Source organism: Pseudomonas sp. NY15354 (assembly GCF_048068075.1).
Taxonomy (GTDB): domain Bacteria; phylum Pseudomonadota; class Gammaproteobacteria; order Pseudomonadales; family Pseudomonadaceae; genus Aquipseudomonas; species Aquipseudomonas guariconensis_C.
Window position 1 is genome coordinate 248,647 of record NZ_JBLUPV010000005.1, and the last position, 13,940, is coordinate 262,586.

At 65.8% G+C, this 13,940-nt stretch carries 8 protein-coding genes; all 8 read left to right on the plus strand.

What is annotated here, in order from left to right; genetic code table 11:
• Window positions 1–267 precede the first annotated feature (267 nt).
• Window positions 268–1,827 carry a glycogen synthase GlgA gene (glgA, locus tag ACNFCH_RS08055; protein WP_337158991.1) on the plus strand — a complete coding sequence of 520 codons (1,560 nt, stop codon included), beginning with the start codon at window positions 268–270 and terminating at the stop codon, window positions 1,825–1,827.
• A gap of 15 nt (window positions 1,828–1,842) precedes the next feature.
• On the plus strand, window positions 1,843–3,585 hold the full coding sequence (treZ, locus tag ACNFCH_RS08060; RefSeq protein ID WP_416742600.1) for a malto-oligosyltrehalose trehalohydrolase: 1,743 nt from the start codon (window positions 1,843–1,845) through the stop codon (window positions 3,583–3,585).
• Complete coding sequence (gene malQ / locus ACNFCH_RS08065; RefSeq protein WP_416742602.1) at window positions 3,582–5,651, plus strand: 4-alpha-glucanotransferase; 2,070 nt, start codon at window positions 3,582–3,584, stop codon at window positions 5,649–5,651. Before treZ ends, malQ begins: the two co-directional genes overlap by 4 nt.
• Complete coding sequence (locus tag ACNFCH_RS08070) at window positions 5,648–8,422, plus strand: malto-oligosyltrehalose synthase (protein WP_416742603.1); 2,775 nt, start codon at window positions 5,648–5,650, stop codon at window positions 8,420–8,422. The genes malQ and ACNFCH_RS08070 overlap by 4 nt, the downstream gene beginning before the upstream one ends.
• Window positions 8,423–8,439: 17 nt before the next feature.
• On the plus strand, window positions 8,440–8,739 hold the full coding sequence (locus ACNFCH_RS08075; RefSeq protein ID WP_416742604.1) for a DUF2934 domain-containing protein: 300 nt from the start codon (window positions 8,440–8,442) through the stop codon (window positions 8,737–8,739).
• Window positions 8,740–8,955: 216 nt separating this feature from the next.
• Window positions 8,956–11,109 (plus strand): glycogen debranching protein GlgX, encoded by a 2,154-nt coding sequence (glgX, locus tag ACNFCH_RS08080; protein ID WP_337158996.1) that lies wholly within the window; start codon window positions 8,956–8,958, stop codon window positions 11,107–11,109.
• A 139-nt stretch (window positions 11,110–11,248) separates the two neighbouring features.
• A complete protein-coding gene (locus ACNFCH_RS08085) occupies window positions 11,249–12,043 on the plus strand; it encodes an endonuclease/exonuclease/phosphatase family protein (RefSeq protein ID WP_337158997.1) in 795 nt (264 codons plus the stop codon).
• A 330-nt stretch (window positions 12,044–12,373) separates the two neighbouring features.
• Complete coding sequence (locus ACNFCH_RS08090; protein ID WP_337158998.1) at window positions 12,374–13,450, plus strand: autotransporter outer membrane beta-barrel domain-containing protein; 1,077 nt, start codon at window positions 12,374–12,376, stop codon at window positions 13,448–13,450.
• Window positions 13,451–13,940: the final 490 nt, after the last annotated feature.

A 13,940-nucleotide genomic window follows, 5' to 3' on the forward strand; every position in this document is an offset into this window, starting at 1 on the left:
GCCTGGCTAACCAGACGGAAAAAAAAGAAACTTTCCTACAAATCGGCGAGTCAGGAACTAAGTAGGCCAATGCACAGGGGACTTCCCCGCTTCGGCCCACCCACACCCCAAACAGCTCAACTGCCTTCGGCTGGAACGCCGATTGCACGGTGCTTGTGCGCACGACCCTGGGGCATGGACCGCACGACGAAGATATGAATTAGAGAGAACCAACACGACATAACGCCAAAGGGTGCCAGCCACCCGATACAAGGGACGGAGAGAAGTATGATCAGTGCCGCTGTCGAACCTCACGTAGACACATTCACCCCGGACAACCGCGAACCGCTGCCGCCAGCGTTCGCCACGACAGCCAAGGCACCTGGCGCCCAGCGCCGTCACAATCAGCACAAGCGCAAGATCCTGTTCGTCACCTCGGAGATCGCCGACCTGGTCAAGACCGGTGGTTTGGGCGATGTGTCCTCGGCCCTGCCCCGAGCCCTGTCCCATCTGCACGATGTCCGTGTGCTGATTCCCGGCTACCGCCAGGTGGTCGACAGCGACAACCCCATCCATATCGTCGGTGAACTGGGCGGGCACGCGGCGCTGCCGCCCTGCAAGATCGGGCGCATGGACCTGGCCGATGGCCTGGTCATCTATGTCCTGCTCTGCCCCGAACTGTACGAGCGCGACGGCACGCCCTACGGCGCCAACAATGGCCGCGACTGGCCAGACAACCACATCCGCTTCGCCCGCCTGGGCCTGGCCGCTGCGGAAATCGCCGCCGGCGAAGGCATGATCCACTGGCGCCCCGACCTGGTGCACGCCCATGACTGGCCGGCAGGCCTGGCACCGGCCTACATGCACTGGCGCGGCCTGAACACCCCGACCCTGTTCACCATCCACAACCTCGCCTACCAGGGCGTATTCAGCCGGGGCTGCTGCCCGGAGCTGGCCATCCCCGACCATGCCCTGCAACAGGAAGGCATGGAGTTCTACGGCAAACTGTCGTTCCTCAAGGCGGGCCTGGCCTACTCCAGCCATATCACCACGGTGAGCGCCACCTACGCCCGGGAGATCACCACGCCCGAGTTCGGCTGCGGCCTGGATGGCTTCTTGGCGAGCAAAGCCCAGCAAGGCCTGCTCGGCGGCATTCCCAACGGCATCGACGAAAGCTGGGATTCGGCCACCGACAAGCACCTGCAGCACAATTTCAGCCTCAATGACTGGGACGGCAAAGCGCGCAACGCACAAGAAGTGCGCACGCTGTTCCAACTCGAGGCATCGGACGGGCCGTTGTTCGCCGTGGTCTCGCGCCTGGTCTATCAAAAGGGCCTGGACCTGACACTCGGCGTGGCCGACTACATCGTCCAACAGGGCGGCCAGATCGCTATCATCGGCCGGGGCGAACCGGAGGAAGAACAAGCCATGCGTGAGCTGGCCCTGCGCTATCCGGGGCGGATCGGCGTGCGCATCGGCTTCAACGAAACCGATGCACGACGCATGTTCGCCGGCAGCGACTTCCTCCTCATGCCGTCTCGCTACGAGCCTTGCGGCCTGAGCCAGATGTACGCGCAGCGCTTCGGCTCGCTGCCGGTGGCGCGCAACACCGGAGGGCTGGCCGACACCATCGAGGACGGTGTCACCGGTTTCCTGTTCGACGAATCGACGGTCCAGAGCTACCGCGCCGCGCTCGCCCGGGCGTTCTATGTGCACGGCAAGAAAGACCTGCTCAACGCCATGCGCTGCCTGTCCATGACCCAGCCGTTCAACTGGTGCCAAGCGGTGGAACCCTACGCCAAGCTGTACGAGGAACTGGTCTGCCAGGCCCACGTCGGCCGCTACTGAGCGAGGGCACCGAAGATGCAAAGGCATGGCGCACACTTGCTGGACGCCACGTCGGCGCGCTTCGCCCTCTGGGCGCCCGATGCGCGCAGCGTGAGCTTGCAGCTGGAGCAACAACCTGCGGTCGAACTGCTGCCTGAAGCCGGTGGCTGGTTCACCGGCCTGGCGCCTTGCCAGGTCGGTGACCGCTATCGTTATCGAATCGACGGCACCCTGCAGGTGCCTGACCCTGCGTCGCGCTACCAGCCCGAGGGCGTGCAGGGGCCCAGCCAGGTGGTGGACATATCCGGCTACCCCTGGCGCCACCCGTGGCAGGGGCGCCCCTGGCACGAGGCCGTGATCCAGGAGCTGCATGTCGGCTTGCTGGGCGGCTATGCCGGGGTCATACGCGAACTGCCGCGCCTGGCCGGGCTGGGCATCACGGCCATCGAGCTGATGCCGCTGGGGCAGTTTCCGGGGACACGCAACTGGGGCTACGACGGCGTGTTGCCGTTCGCCCCACAACATACCTACGGCACCCCGGCCGAGCTGTGTCGCTTGATCGACGAGGCCCATGGCCATGGCCTGATGGTGCTGCTCGATGTGGTCTACAACCACTTCGGCCCCGACGGCAACTACCTGCACCAATACGCCAGCACGTTCTTTCGCGAAGACCGGCAGACCCCCTGGGGCGCCGCCATCGATTTTCGCCAGCCCCAGGTGCGCGAATACTTCATCCAGAACGCCCTGATGTGGCTGCGCGACTACCGCTTCGACGGCCTGCGCCTGGACGCGGTGCATGCCATCGACCAGCCGGATTTTCTCATCGAGCTGGCCCAGCGTGTACGCACCGACGTGGCACCTGAACGTCAGGTATGGCTGGTGCTGGAAAACGAACACAACCAGGCCTCGCTGCTCGAGCAAGGCTTCGACGCCCAGTGGAACGACGACGGCCACAACGCCCTGCACGTCTTGCTGACCGACGAAACGGAAGGCTACTACGCAGACTACAAGGACCGTCCGATCGAAAAACTGGCCCGCAGCCTGGGCGAGGGGTTTGTCTTCCAGGGCCAGGCCAACCGCCATGGCACGCCACGGGGCGAACCCAGCGGGCACCTGGCGCCCAGCGCGTTCGTGCTGTTTCTGCAGAACCACGACCAGATCGGCAACCGCGCCCTGGGCGAACGCCTGACCCGCCTCTGCCCGCCCCCCGCACTGCGCGCGGCCACCGGCTTGCTGCTGCTGGCGCCGATGATCCCGTTGCTGTTCATGGGCGATGAAGAAGGCAGCCGCCAGCCGTTTCTGTTCTTCACCGATCACCACGATGCGCTGGCCGACGCAGTGCGCGAAGGACGCCGCGCCGAGTTCGCCCACTTTGCGGCGTTCGCCGACCCCGTGCAGCGCGAGCGCATCCCCGACCCCAACGCCCAGGCCACCTTCGATGCCTCGCAGCTCGCGGCCCAGGAGGTGGTGGCCGGCTGGCATGGGCTGTACCAGCGTTTGCTGACCCTGCGCCGGCTACATGTCACCCCCCACCTGCCAGGCACCCGCGCCCTGGGCGCCACGGTATTGGGCGAACGGGCCCTGACCGCACGCTGGCGCCTGGGCGATGGCAGCGAGCTGCGGATCGACCTCAACCTGGCCAATGAGCCGCAATCGGTGGCACTGCCCCCGGTCGAGCGCTGGTTGTTCGACAGCAGCGACACGGCCCACCTCGACACCACCCTGCCCGCGCACAGTTGCGTGGTCAGCCTGCTGCCACCCGACCAGGAGGCCCCATGAGCGAATTGCCATTGCATCGATTGGCCGCACGGGTAGGCCTGGCCCGCGACTGGGTCGACGCCAATGCCCGCCCCCAGCAGGTGAGCGATGATGTGCTGCGCCATGTGCTGGCCGGCCTTGGCCATCCCGCCGAAGACGAAACCGCCATCGCCGCCAGCCTGCAGGCGCTCGATGAAGCCGACGATGTCGATCACCTGCCGCCGTTGCTCACTGCCGACGTGGGCCTGCCGCTGGACCTGGCGCGTTACTTCACGCCCGGCAGCCCGGTGCAGTGCACCCTCGAAAACGGCGACCCGCTGACCCTCGCCCTTGATGACCAGGCGCAACTGCCGGGTGAACTGCCCTTGGGCTATCACCAACTGACCATCGACGACCGCCCATTCACACTGGCAGTCGCGCCCCTGCGCTGCCATGCCTTGAACGACGCGACCGAGCAATCACCGCCCCGCTGCTGGGGGCTGGCGGTCCAGCTGTATAGCTTGCGCCGCCCCGGTGACGGCGGCTACGGCGACTGCCTGGCCCTGGAGCAACTGGCCCGCGCCGCGGCAGAACGGGGCGCCGACGCCCTGGCGATCAGCCCGATCCACGCCTTGTCGGCCATCGACCAGCGTCACTACAGCCCGTACTCCCCCTCCAGCCGCCTGCTGCTCAATACCCTGTACGCCAGCCCTGCCGCACTGCTGGGCGAGCGGGAGGTGCGCATGGCGATCGAGGCCTGCCAGTTGCAGCCGCTGCTCGATGAGCTGGAACAACTGCCGCTGGTAGACTGGCCCCGCGCCGCCGAAGCCCGGCACCGGCTGCTGCAGGCGCTGTACAAGGATTTCAGCCGCGGCGCCCACCCGCTGCAAAAGGACTTCGACAGCTACCGTGAGGCCGGTGGCCAGGCCCTGCTGCACCACTGTCGGTTCCAGTTGCTGCAGGCCGAGGCGATGGCCCGAGGCCTGGGCGCGGACTGGCGCAACTGGCCAGCGGCCTGGCACGACCCCTATCACCCCGAGGTGGAAGCCTTTGCCAGCGCCTATCCGGCCCAGGTGGAGTTCCACGCCTTCTGCCAGTGGCTCACCGAGCGCGGCTTGCAACGCGCGCAGGAGGCCGCACGCGGCAACGGCATGGCCGTGGGCTTGATCGCGGATCTCGCCGTGGGCGCCGACGGCGCCGGCAGCCAGGCCTGGAGCCGCCAGGACGAACTGTTGGCCGACCTGAACGTCGGCGCGCCGCCCGATATCCTCAACCGCCAAGGTCAGGACTGGGGCATCTGCGCGTTCTCCCCGGAAGGCCTCAAACGCAATGGCTACCGCGCGTTCATCGAAATGCTGCGAGCCAACCTCGCCCATGCCGGCGGCCTGCGCATCGACCACGTCATGGGCCTGCGCAGGTTGTGGTTGATCCCACGGGGGGCGCGCCCCAGCGAGGGCGCCTACCTGAACTACCCGCTGGACGACCTGCTGCGCCTGCTGGCCCTGGAGTCGGTGCGCCACCAGGCCGTGATCCTCGGCGAGGACCTGGGCACGGTACCCGACGGCCTGCGCGAAACCCTGGCGGACAAGGCCGTGCTGGGCATGCGCGTGCTGCCGTTCGAGCAGCAGCCGCCCGGGCATTTCAGGCCGATCCTCGACTGGCCGGACAACGCCTTGGCCACCACCGGCACCCATGACCTGGCGCCCCTGGCCGGCTGGCTGCAAGCCCGTGACATCGACTGGAACCACCGCCTGCAACGGGTGGACGCGGCCACCGAACTGCATTGGCGCCACACCCGCCAACTGGAGCGCGATGGCCTGCGCCGCACGCTGGAGCACAACTACGGCGCCCTGCCCGACAATGACGCGCTGATCGACGCGGCGATCCGTTACGTCGGCCATACCCGCGCCCCGCTGGTACTCGTACCGCTCGAGGATCTGCTGGGCTGCGACGAGCAACCCAACCTGCCCGGCACCACCGACGGCCACCCCAACTGGCGTCGTCGCTTCGCCCGCCCCGTGCGCGAGCTGCTCGACGACGAGGACGCCGCCCGGCGCCTGGAACTGTTGGCCCAAGCCCGCGAACAAGCCTGGGAGCGTGACCGATGAAACCGTTGACCGCCACGGTGCGCCTGCAACTGCACAGTGACTTCACCCTCGACGACGCGGTACCCCTGGTGCCCTACTTCGCCCGCCTGGGGGTCAGCCACCTGTATGCGTCGCCCATCCTCAAGGCCCGTGCAGGTTCGCGCCACGGCTACGACGTGGTCGATCCGACCCAGGTCAACCCGGAGCTGGGCGGGGAAGCAGCCCTTGAACGCCTGGTCGCCGCCCTGCGCCAGCACGGCATGGGCCTGATTCTGGATACGGTTTCCAACCACATGGCCGTGGGCGGCGCCGACAACCCCTGGTGGCAGAGCCTGCTGGCCTGGGGCCGGCGCAGTCCCTATGCAGCGTTCTTCGACATCCAGTGGCATTCCAGCGACCCGCTGCTGGCCGGGCAGTTGCTGCTGCCGTTCCTGGGCAATGACTACGGCGTGGCGTTGCACAACGGCGAAATTCCGCTGACGTTCGAGGCCGACCAGGGAATGCTGCAAGTCGCCCATTACGAGCACCGTTTCCCCATCTGCCCGCTGGACTACGGGCACATCCTCGGTCAGAGCGAACACCCGCAAGTACGGGCGCTGGCGCAGCGCTTCAGTGCCTTGCGCGAGGCCGCCGATCCGTTGACCGAGGCATTGCCCCTGCAGGCCGAGCTGGCCCGTCTGGTCGGAGAAGGCGCGAGCCTCGACGACGCCCTGGCCGCCTTCGACAGCCGCACCGAAGCGGGCTTCAAGCGCCTGCACCTGCTGTTGGAGCATCAGACCTATCGTCTGGCCAGTTGGCGCACCGCGGCCGATGACATCAACTGGCGGCGGTTTTTCGATATCAACGAGCTGGGCGGGCTGCGCGTGGAGCGTGCGGTGGTGTTCGAGGCGACCCACGCCAAGTTGTTCGAGCTGATCGAGCGCGGCCTGGTGGACGGTCTGCGCATCGATCACATCGATGGCCTGGCCGATCCTCGCCAGTACTGCCGCAAGCTGCGAAGACGGGTCGACGGCCTGCTCGCACGGCGCCCTGTGCAGGCAGCCGTGGCGCATTTTCCGATCTATGTGGAGAAGATCCTCGGGGCGGGCGAGCGCCTGCACCGGGACTGGCGCACCGACGGCACCACCGGTTACGAGTTCATGAACCAGGTCTCGCTGTTGCAGCACGACCCGGCCGGCGAAGCACCTTTGACCGAACTGTGGAGCAGCGTCAGCGAACGCCCGGACTTTTCCGAGGAGGTACGTCAGGCCCGACACCTGGTGCTCAATGCCAGCCTGGCCGGCGACTGCGAGTCCGTGGCCCAAGCCTTGTTGCAGGTGGCCCGTGGCGATTTGATGACCCGCGACCTGACCCTCGGCGCGATCCGGCGTGCCTTGCAGGCGTTGGTCGAGCACTACCCGGTGTACCGCACCTACATCAATGCCTGCGGCCGTCCGGCCGAAGACGAGGCGTTCTTCCAACAAGCCCTGGCCGGCGCCCGGCAGAGCCTGGCGGAAGCCGACTGGCCGCTGCTCGAGCACCTGCAGCACTGGCTGGGCGGCCAACCTTGGCGCCAACTGCCACGCGGCCTGCCACGCAAGCACCTGCGCCATGCCTGCGTGCGCTTCCAGCAATTGACAGCACCGAGCGCGGCCAAGGCGGTGGAAGACACCGCGTTCTATCGCTCGGGACGCCTGCTCTCGCGCAATGATGTGGGCTTCGAGGCCGAACGGTTCAGCGCCGATGCAGCTTGGTTCCACAACGAGGCCCAGCAGCGCCTGCGGGATTTTCCGGACAACCTGCTGGCCACCGCTACCCACGATCACAAACGCGGCGAAGACTGCCGCGCGCGGCTGGCGGTGCTGAGCGAACACGCCCCGTGGCTTGCCAGCCGTGTGGAGCACTGGCGCGAGCTCGCCGCGCCACTGCTGCAGATGTTGAACGATGGCCCAGCGCCGAGCCCCGGGGACGAGCTGCTGCTGTATCAGACCCTGCTCGGCAGTTGGCCGCTGGATCTGGACGTGCAGGACATCACGGCCTTGGGCCGCTATGCCGAGCGTGTACGCCAGTGGCAACAAAAGGCGCTGCGCGAGGCCAAGCTGCGCAGCAGTTGGAACGCGCCAAACGAAGCCTATGAGCAAGCCTGCGCAACCTATGTCGACGAGCTGTTGCTGGGGCCACAGAACCAACAGTTGCGCCGCTCCCTTCACGACGCCGCGCAACGCATCGCCCGCCCCGGCGCGCTCAACGGCCTGGCCCAGTGCCTGCTGCGCATGACCACCCCCGGGGTGCCCGATCTCTATCAAGGCAATGAGTACTGGGACCTGAGCCTGGTCGATCCGGACAACCGTCGCCCGGTGGACTACGCCACGCGCCGGGCGAGCCTGGACGACAGTGTGCCGCTGGCCGAATTGCTGGCGCACTGGCGTGATGGCCGTATCAAACAGGCACTGATCGCCCGGGTCCTGGACGCCCGTCAGGCCCACCCGCAGCTGTTCCAGCGCGGCGCCTACCTGCCCTTGACCGTGCACGGTCGACATGCCGACAAGGTACTGGCCTTCGCACGCCTGGGCGAAGATGCCCGGGCCATCGTGGTGGTGCCACGCCTGTGCAGCACCCTGCTAGGCGACGCTCCTACCCCGTTGATCCCGGCGCAGAACTGGGACGATACCCGGCTGATCCTGCCGTTTGCCTTGTCGCCTGCCACTTGCGTGGGACTTTTTTCCGGTGCAGCTGTCAGCCCTTCAAAGGAGCTGTATTTGAACACTGTGCTGGCGGAGTTTCCGGTCAACCTGCTGATACAACAATCTTGAACACCAGGAGCGTCATGATGAGTGCCGATGAAAAACGTATTCGCGAATTCGCCTATCAGATCTGGGAGTCGGAGGGAAAACCCGTAGGCCAGGAAGAACGCCACTGGGAAATGGCGCGCAAGCTGGCCGAAGCCGAGGCGCTGGCACCCAAGGTACCACCGCGCAAGAAGCCGGCCGCCAAGCCCAAGGCCGCGGCTGACGCCAAGACGTCCGCTGAGCCCAAAGCCCCTGCCGAGCCGAAAGTAGCTGCCTTGCCTGGGGTAAAGCCGGCCGCAGCCAAGAAGCCAAGAGCCGCGAAGAAGCCGACCGCTGGCTGAGCCCTGACGGGCCCCTTCGCGGGTAAACCCGCTCCCACAAGGGCTGCGCCGACCTGACGGTTGCGGCGATTTCTGCAGGAGCCTGCGTGGTCTCTTCTTCGCGGGTAAACCGCCCCCCACAGGGGGCACTGCGGAGCAGGTGGGGCGGGTTCACTCGCCAAGGGGCCAGCACCAGAAACATCGGTACGCCCTTTCATCCGGCCAATGAGGACAGCCATGAGCCCCCGCACCCCGAAGAAAACCCGCTCCGTCGCCCCGTCACGCATCCGCGAGGGCATGCCCTTCCCTCTCGGTGCCACCTGGGACGGCCTGGGCGTCAACTTCGCGCTGTTCTCAGCCAACGCCACCAAGGTCGAGCTGTGCCTGTTCGACTCCACTGGCGAGCATGAGCTCGAGCGCATCGAGCTGCCCGAATACACCGACGAGATCTACCACGGCTACCTACCCGACGCCCATCCCGGGCTGGTCTATGGCTACCGGGTCCATGGCCCGTACGCGCCGGAGAATGGCCACCGCTTCAACCCCAACAAACTGCTGATCGATCCCTACGCCAAGCAGTTGGTGGGCGGGCTGAAGTGGTCCGAGGCGCTGTTTGGCTACACCATCGGCCACCCCGATGGCGACCTGTCCTTCGATGAGCGCGACAGCGCACCGTTCGTGCCCAAGTGCAAAGTCATCGACCCGGCCTTCACCTGGGGCCGCGACCAGCGGGTGCAGATCCCCTGGGAGCGCACCATCCTCTACGAAGCCCACACCCGGGGTATCAGCATGCGCCATCCGGGCGTGCCGGAAGCCCTGCGCGGCACCTTCGCGGGCCTGGCCAACGACGAGCTGCTCAAACACATCAAGGACCTGGGCGTGTCGTCCATCGAGCTGCTGCCGATCCACGCCTTCGTCAACGACCAACACCTGCTGCACAAGGGCCTGAACAACTACTGGGGCTACAACAGCATCGCCTTCTTCGCGCCCCATCCCAAGTACCTGGCCAGCGGCAAGGTCGCCGAGTTCAAGGAAATGGTCGCGCACCTGCACGATGCTGGCCTGGAGCTGATCCTGGACGTGGTCTACAACCACACCGCCGAGGGCAACGAGCTGGGGCCGACGCTATCGATGCGCGGCATCGACAACGCCTCCTACTACCGGCTGATGCCCGACGACAAGCGCTACTACATCAACGACTCCGGCACCGGCAACACCCTGGACCTGAGCCACCCCTGCGTGCTGCAACTGGTCACCGACTCGCTGCGCTATTGGGCAGGCGAGATGCATGTCGATGGTTTTCGCTTCGACCTGGCGACCATTCTGGGCCGCTACCACGATGGCTACAGCGAGCGTCACAGTTTCCTGGTGGCCTGCCGCCAGGACCCGCTGCTCAGCCAGGTCAAGCTGATCGCCGAGCCCTGGGACTGCGGCCCCGGCGGCTACCAGGTGGGCAACTTCGCTCCGGGCTGGGCCGAGTGGAACGACCGTTTTCGCGACACCGTGCGCGCGTTCTGGAAAGGCGATGAGGGCCAGTTGGCGGATTTCGCCTCACGCATGACCGCATCGGGCGACCTGTTCAATAACCGGGGCCGGCGGCCCTATGCCTCGGTCAACTTCGTCACCGCCCACGATGGCTTCACTTTGCGCGACCTGGTGTCGTACAACGACAAGCACAACGAGGACAACGACGAGAACAACCAGGACGGGACTGACAACAACCTGTCCTGGAACTGCGGTGTCGAAGGCCCCACGGACGATCCTCAGGTCAATGCCCTGCGCATGCGCCAGATGCGCAACTTCTTCGCCACCCTGCTGCTGGCCCAGGGGACGCCGATGATCGTCGCCGGTGACGAGTTCAGCCGCACCCAGCACGGCAACAACAATGCCTACTGCCAGGACAGCGAAATCGGCTGGATCAATTGGGACCTGGACCAGGAAGGCGCCGAGCTACTGGCCTTCGTCAAACGCCTGACCCGCCTGCGCCTGGCCTACCCGGTGCTGCGCCGTTCGCGATTCCTGGTAGGCGACTACAACGAAGCGATCGGGGTCAAGGATGTCACCTGGCTGGCACCGGACGGCAGCGAGATGAGCGTGGAGCAATGGGAAGACCCCCATGGCCGCTGCCTGGGGATGCTCATGGACGGCCGCGCCCAGGTCAGCGGCATCGCCCGTCCCGGCGGCGAGGCGACCTTGCTGCTGATCGTCAACGCCTACCACGACACGGTGCCCTTCCAGCTCCCCTCGGTGCCCGAGGGCGACTACTGGAGCTGCCTGGTCGACACCGACCGGCCACAGATGCGCAAGCCTCAGCACCTGGCATTCGATGCCGTGTTCGAGGTCAAGGGGCGCTCGGTGTTGCTGATGGCGTTGCAGCGCGAGGAAGAGTGAACCCGCGTCGGGCTGTTCGGTCCTAGACTGTAACCGACGCACAGGGGCCGCCTTGCGGCCCAGTGCAAGACAAAGCCCACAGGCACAGCCGGTGTACCACGCTGTGCAGAGCAGGCAAGCCAACGGAGCAGGAGAGACCGTGAGCCCCGAAGCCGGCAGTCCAGGTTTCGCCAGCGTCAGCCAAGCCCCGGCCGTCCACCGGTTGCGGGTGCTGACGGTCAACACCCACAAAGGCTTCACCGCCTTCAACCGGCGCTTCATCCTGCCGGAGTTGCGCGAGGCGGTGCGCAGTACCCAGGCCGATATCGTCTTTCTCCAGGAAGTGCTCGGCAGCCATGACCGCCACGCCGCGCGCTACCCTGGCTGGCCCCAGACGTCCCAGTACGAATTCCTCGCCGACAGCATGTGGAGCGACTTCGCCTATGGCCGCAATGCGGTCTACCCCGATGGCCACCACGGCAATGCCCTGCTGTCGAAGTACCCGATTCTCGAGCACCGCAACCTCGATGTGTCCATCACCGGCCCCGAGCGCCGGGGGCTGTTGCACTGCATCCTCGACGTGCCCGGACAGCGCCAGGTCCATGCCATCTGCGTGCACTTGTCGTTGCTCGAAAGCCACCGACAACAGCAATTGCAGCTGTTGCGCCGATTGCTCGACAGCCTGCCAGCCGACGCCCCGGTGATCATCGCTGGCGACTTCAACGACTGGCAACTGCGCGGTAACCGCACCCTGGGCAATCAGCGTGACCTGCACGAAGCGTTCGAGCGCCACCACGGCCTGCTCGCCCGCACCTATCCGGCACGCCTGCCGCTGCTGCGCCTGGACCGCATCTACCTGCGCAACGCCGAAAGTCATGCGCCGCAGATCCTGGGGCACAAGCCCTGGACGCACCTCTCCGATCACTTGCCCCTGGCGGTGGAAGTCCGCCTCTAGCAATGATTCGGCATAGCCCGCCGACGGCAAAGAACGAACCTCGATATCAGCGATTGAATTTCGATTTAAATCAATGTGTTATCAGCCTCACCAGTCCTTCTACATGTCTTTCACGCTTTCTTGACGCAAGCGGCGACGTCTCCTTAGCTGAACTCTACAACGTGTCGTAAAAAATTCGCGCCGGGCCTCTAGCGTGCACCTTTGTGCGTACCTGCGAGCCCAGGCGTGCTGGTTTGGGTCGCCCTCTGTTTTTGTGTCGTACAGCTCGTGACATCAGGCCAGGTTCTTGGGCTGTGCCAACACACAACAACACAACAGAGGAGATCCGCCATGAAAAGAACCTCGAACCCTTGGCGCTTCGACGCGATTTTCTGTGCGGTTTCCACGTCGCTGCTCCTGGCAACCCCGGTGGAAACCTTCGCGTTCGAACTGCAAGAACAGGCCGCGTTCGCCGGTCTCATGCAGCCGCCGGCCGTGCCGCAGCTCTCCCTGGATCCGGTCAGCGCCAGCGGCCTGAGCCTGGGCACGCTCAACGCCTTCTCCGAACGCATGAGCGAGCGTCACGACCAGGCGACTGCGGACCTGGTCGCCAGCCAATGGGCGCAGTTCTTCCCTGGCGGCACGAGGCCCGGCGCCCAGGTGCCTGCGCAACTGGAGGCGCCCAGCCAGCAATTGACGATCGGCCCGGACCTGTTCGTGCGTGAAACCCGCGATGGCAACGTGCATCGGGCGGGTATTTTCGTGGGTCACAACAACCTGCAAAGCAGCTTCAATGGCATGCGCCGGTTGCTCGGCGACAAGCAGAAGAACGCCGTCAACCTCAGCGGCGAGAGCCTGGGGGTGTACTGGAGCATGACCCATGAGCAAGGCTGGCACGTCGATGCCGTGGCCATGGGCACCCGCATCGACGTCAATGGCCGTGGGGAGAGCGGCCAGCGCCTGGACGACAGCGGCCATGCGATGACCTTTTCGGTGGAAGGTGGCTATCCCATCGGCCTGGGCGGTGGCTGGGTGATCGAGCCCCAGGCGCAGTTGATCAACCAGCAGTTCTTCCCTGGCAACCGGGCGCAGGAAGAAACCTTGCAGGCATTCGACAGTCAGCCGAGCTGGAGCGGTCGGGTCGGTGCCAAATTGTCGGGGCGCTACAACGTTCGCGGGATGCCCATCGAGCCCTACGTGCGCACCAACGTGTGGTACGACTTCACCGACTCGGACACCGTGAAGCTGGATCAGGTCGACAAGATCTCCAGCTCCCGGTACTCCACCACCGTGGACCTGGGCTTGGGATTGGTGGCGCGGGTGACGCCGAAAGTCGCGCTGTTCGTCAGTGCCGACTACAGCAGCGATGTGGACGGCAATGACCTCAATGGCCTGATCGGCAGCCTGGGCGTGAGAATGCGTTGGTGAGACTTCGGGGCGGCCTTGCAGCCCCAGGATCCAGCCGTTGGTGCAGAGCAAGGGGCCGGATTCGCGTGGCCTTCTTCGCGGGTGAACCCGCTCCCACAGGTACGGCGGTGCTCCTGTGGGAGCCTGGGCGTGAGAATGCGTTGGTGAGACTTCGAGGCGGCCTTGCAGCCCCAGGATCCAGCAGTTGGCGCAGAGCAAGGGGGTCGGATTCGCGTGGCCTTCTTCGCGGGTGAACCCGCTCCCACAGGTACGGCGGTGCTCCTGTGGGAGCCTGGGCGTGAGAATGCGCGGGTGAGACTTCGAGGCGGCCTTGCAGCCCCAGGATCCAGCAGATGGCGCAGAGCAAGGGGCCGGATTCGTGTGGCCTTCTTCGCGGGTGAACCCGCTCCCACAGGTTGGACTGCCCCCAAGAAGTTGGACACCAATCCAACCCTTGGGGGATTCATGGGCAAGTACACAGAGCAATTCAAGCTTTCCGCGATCAGCGCTT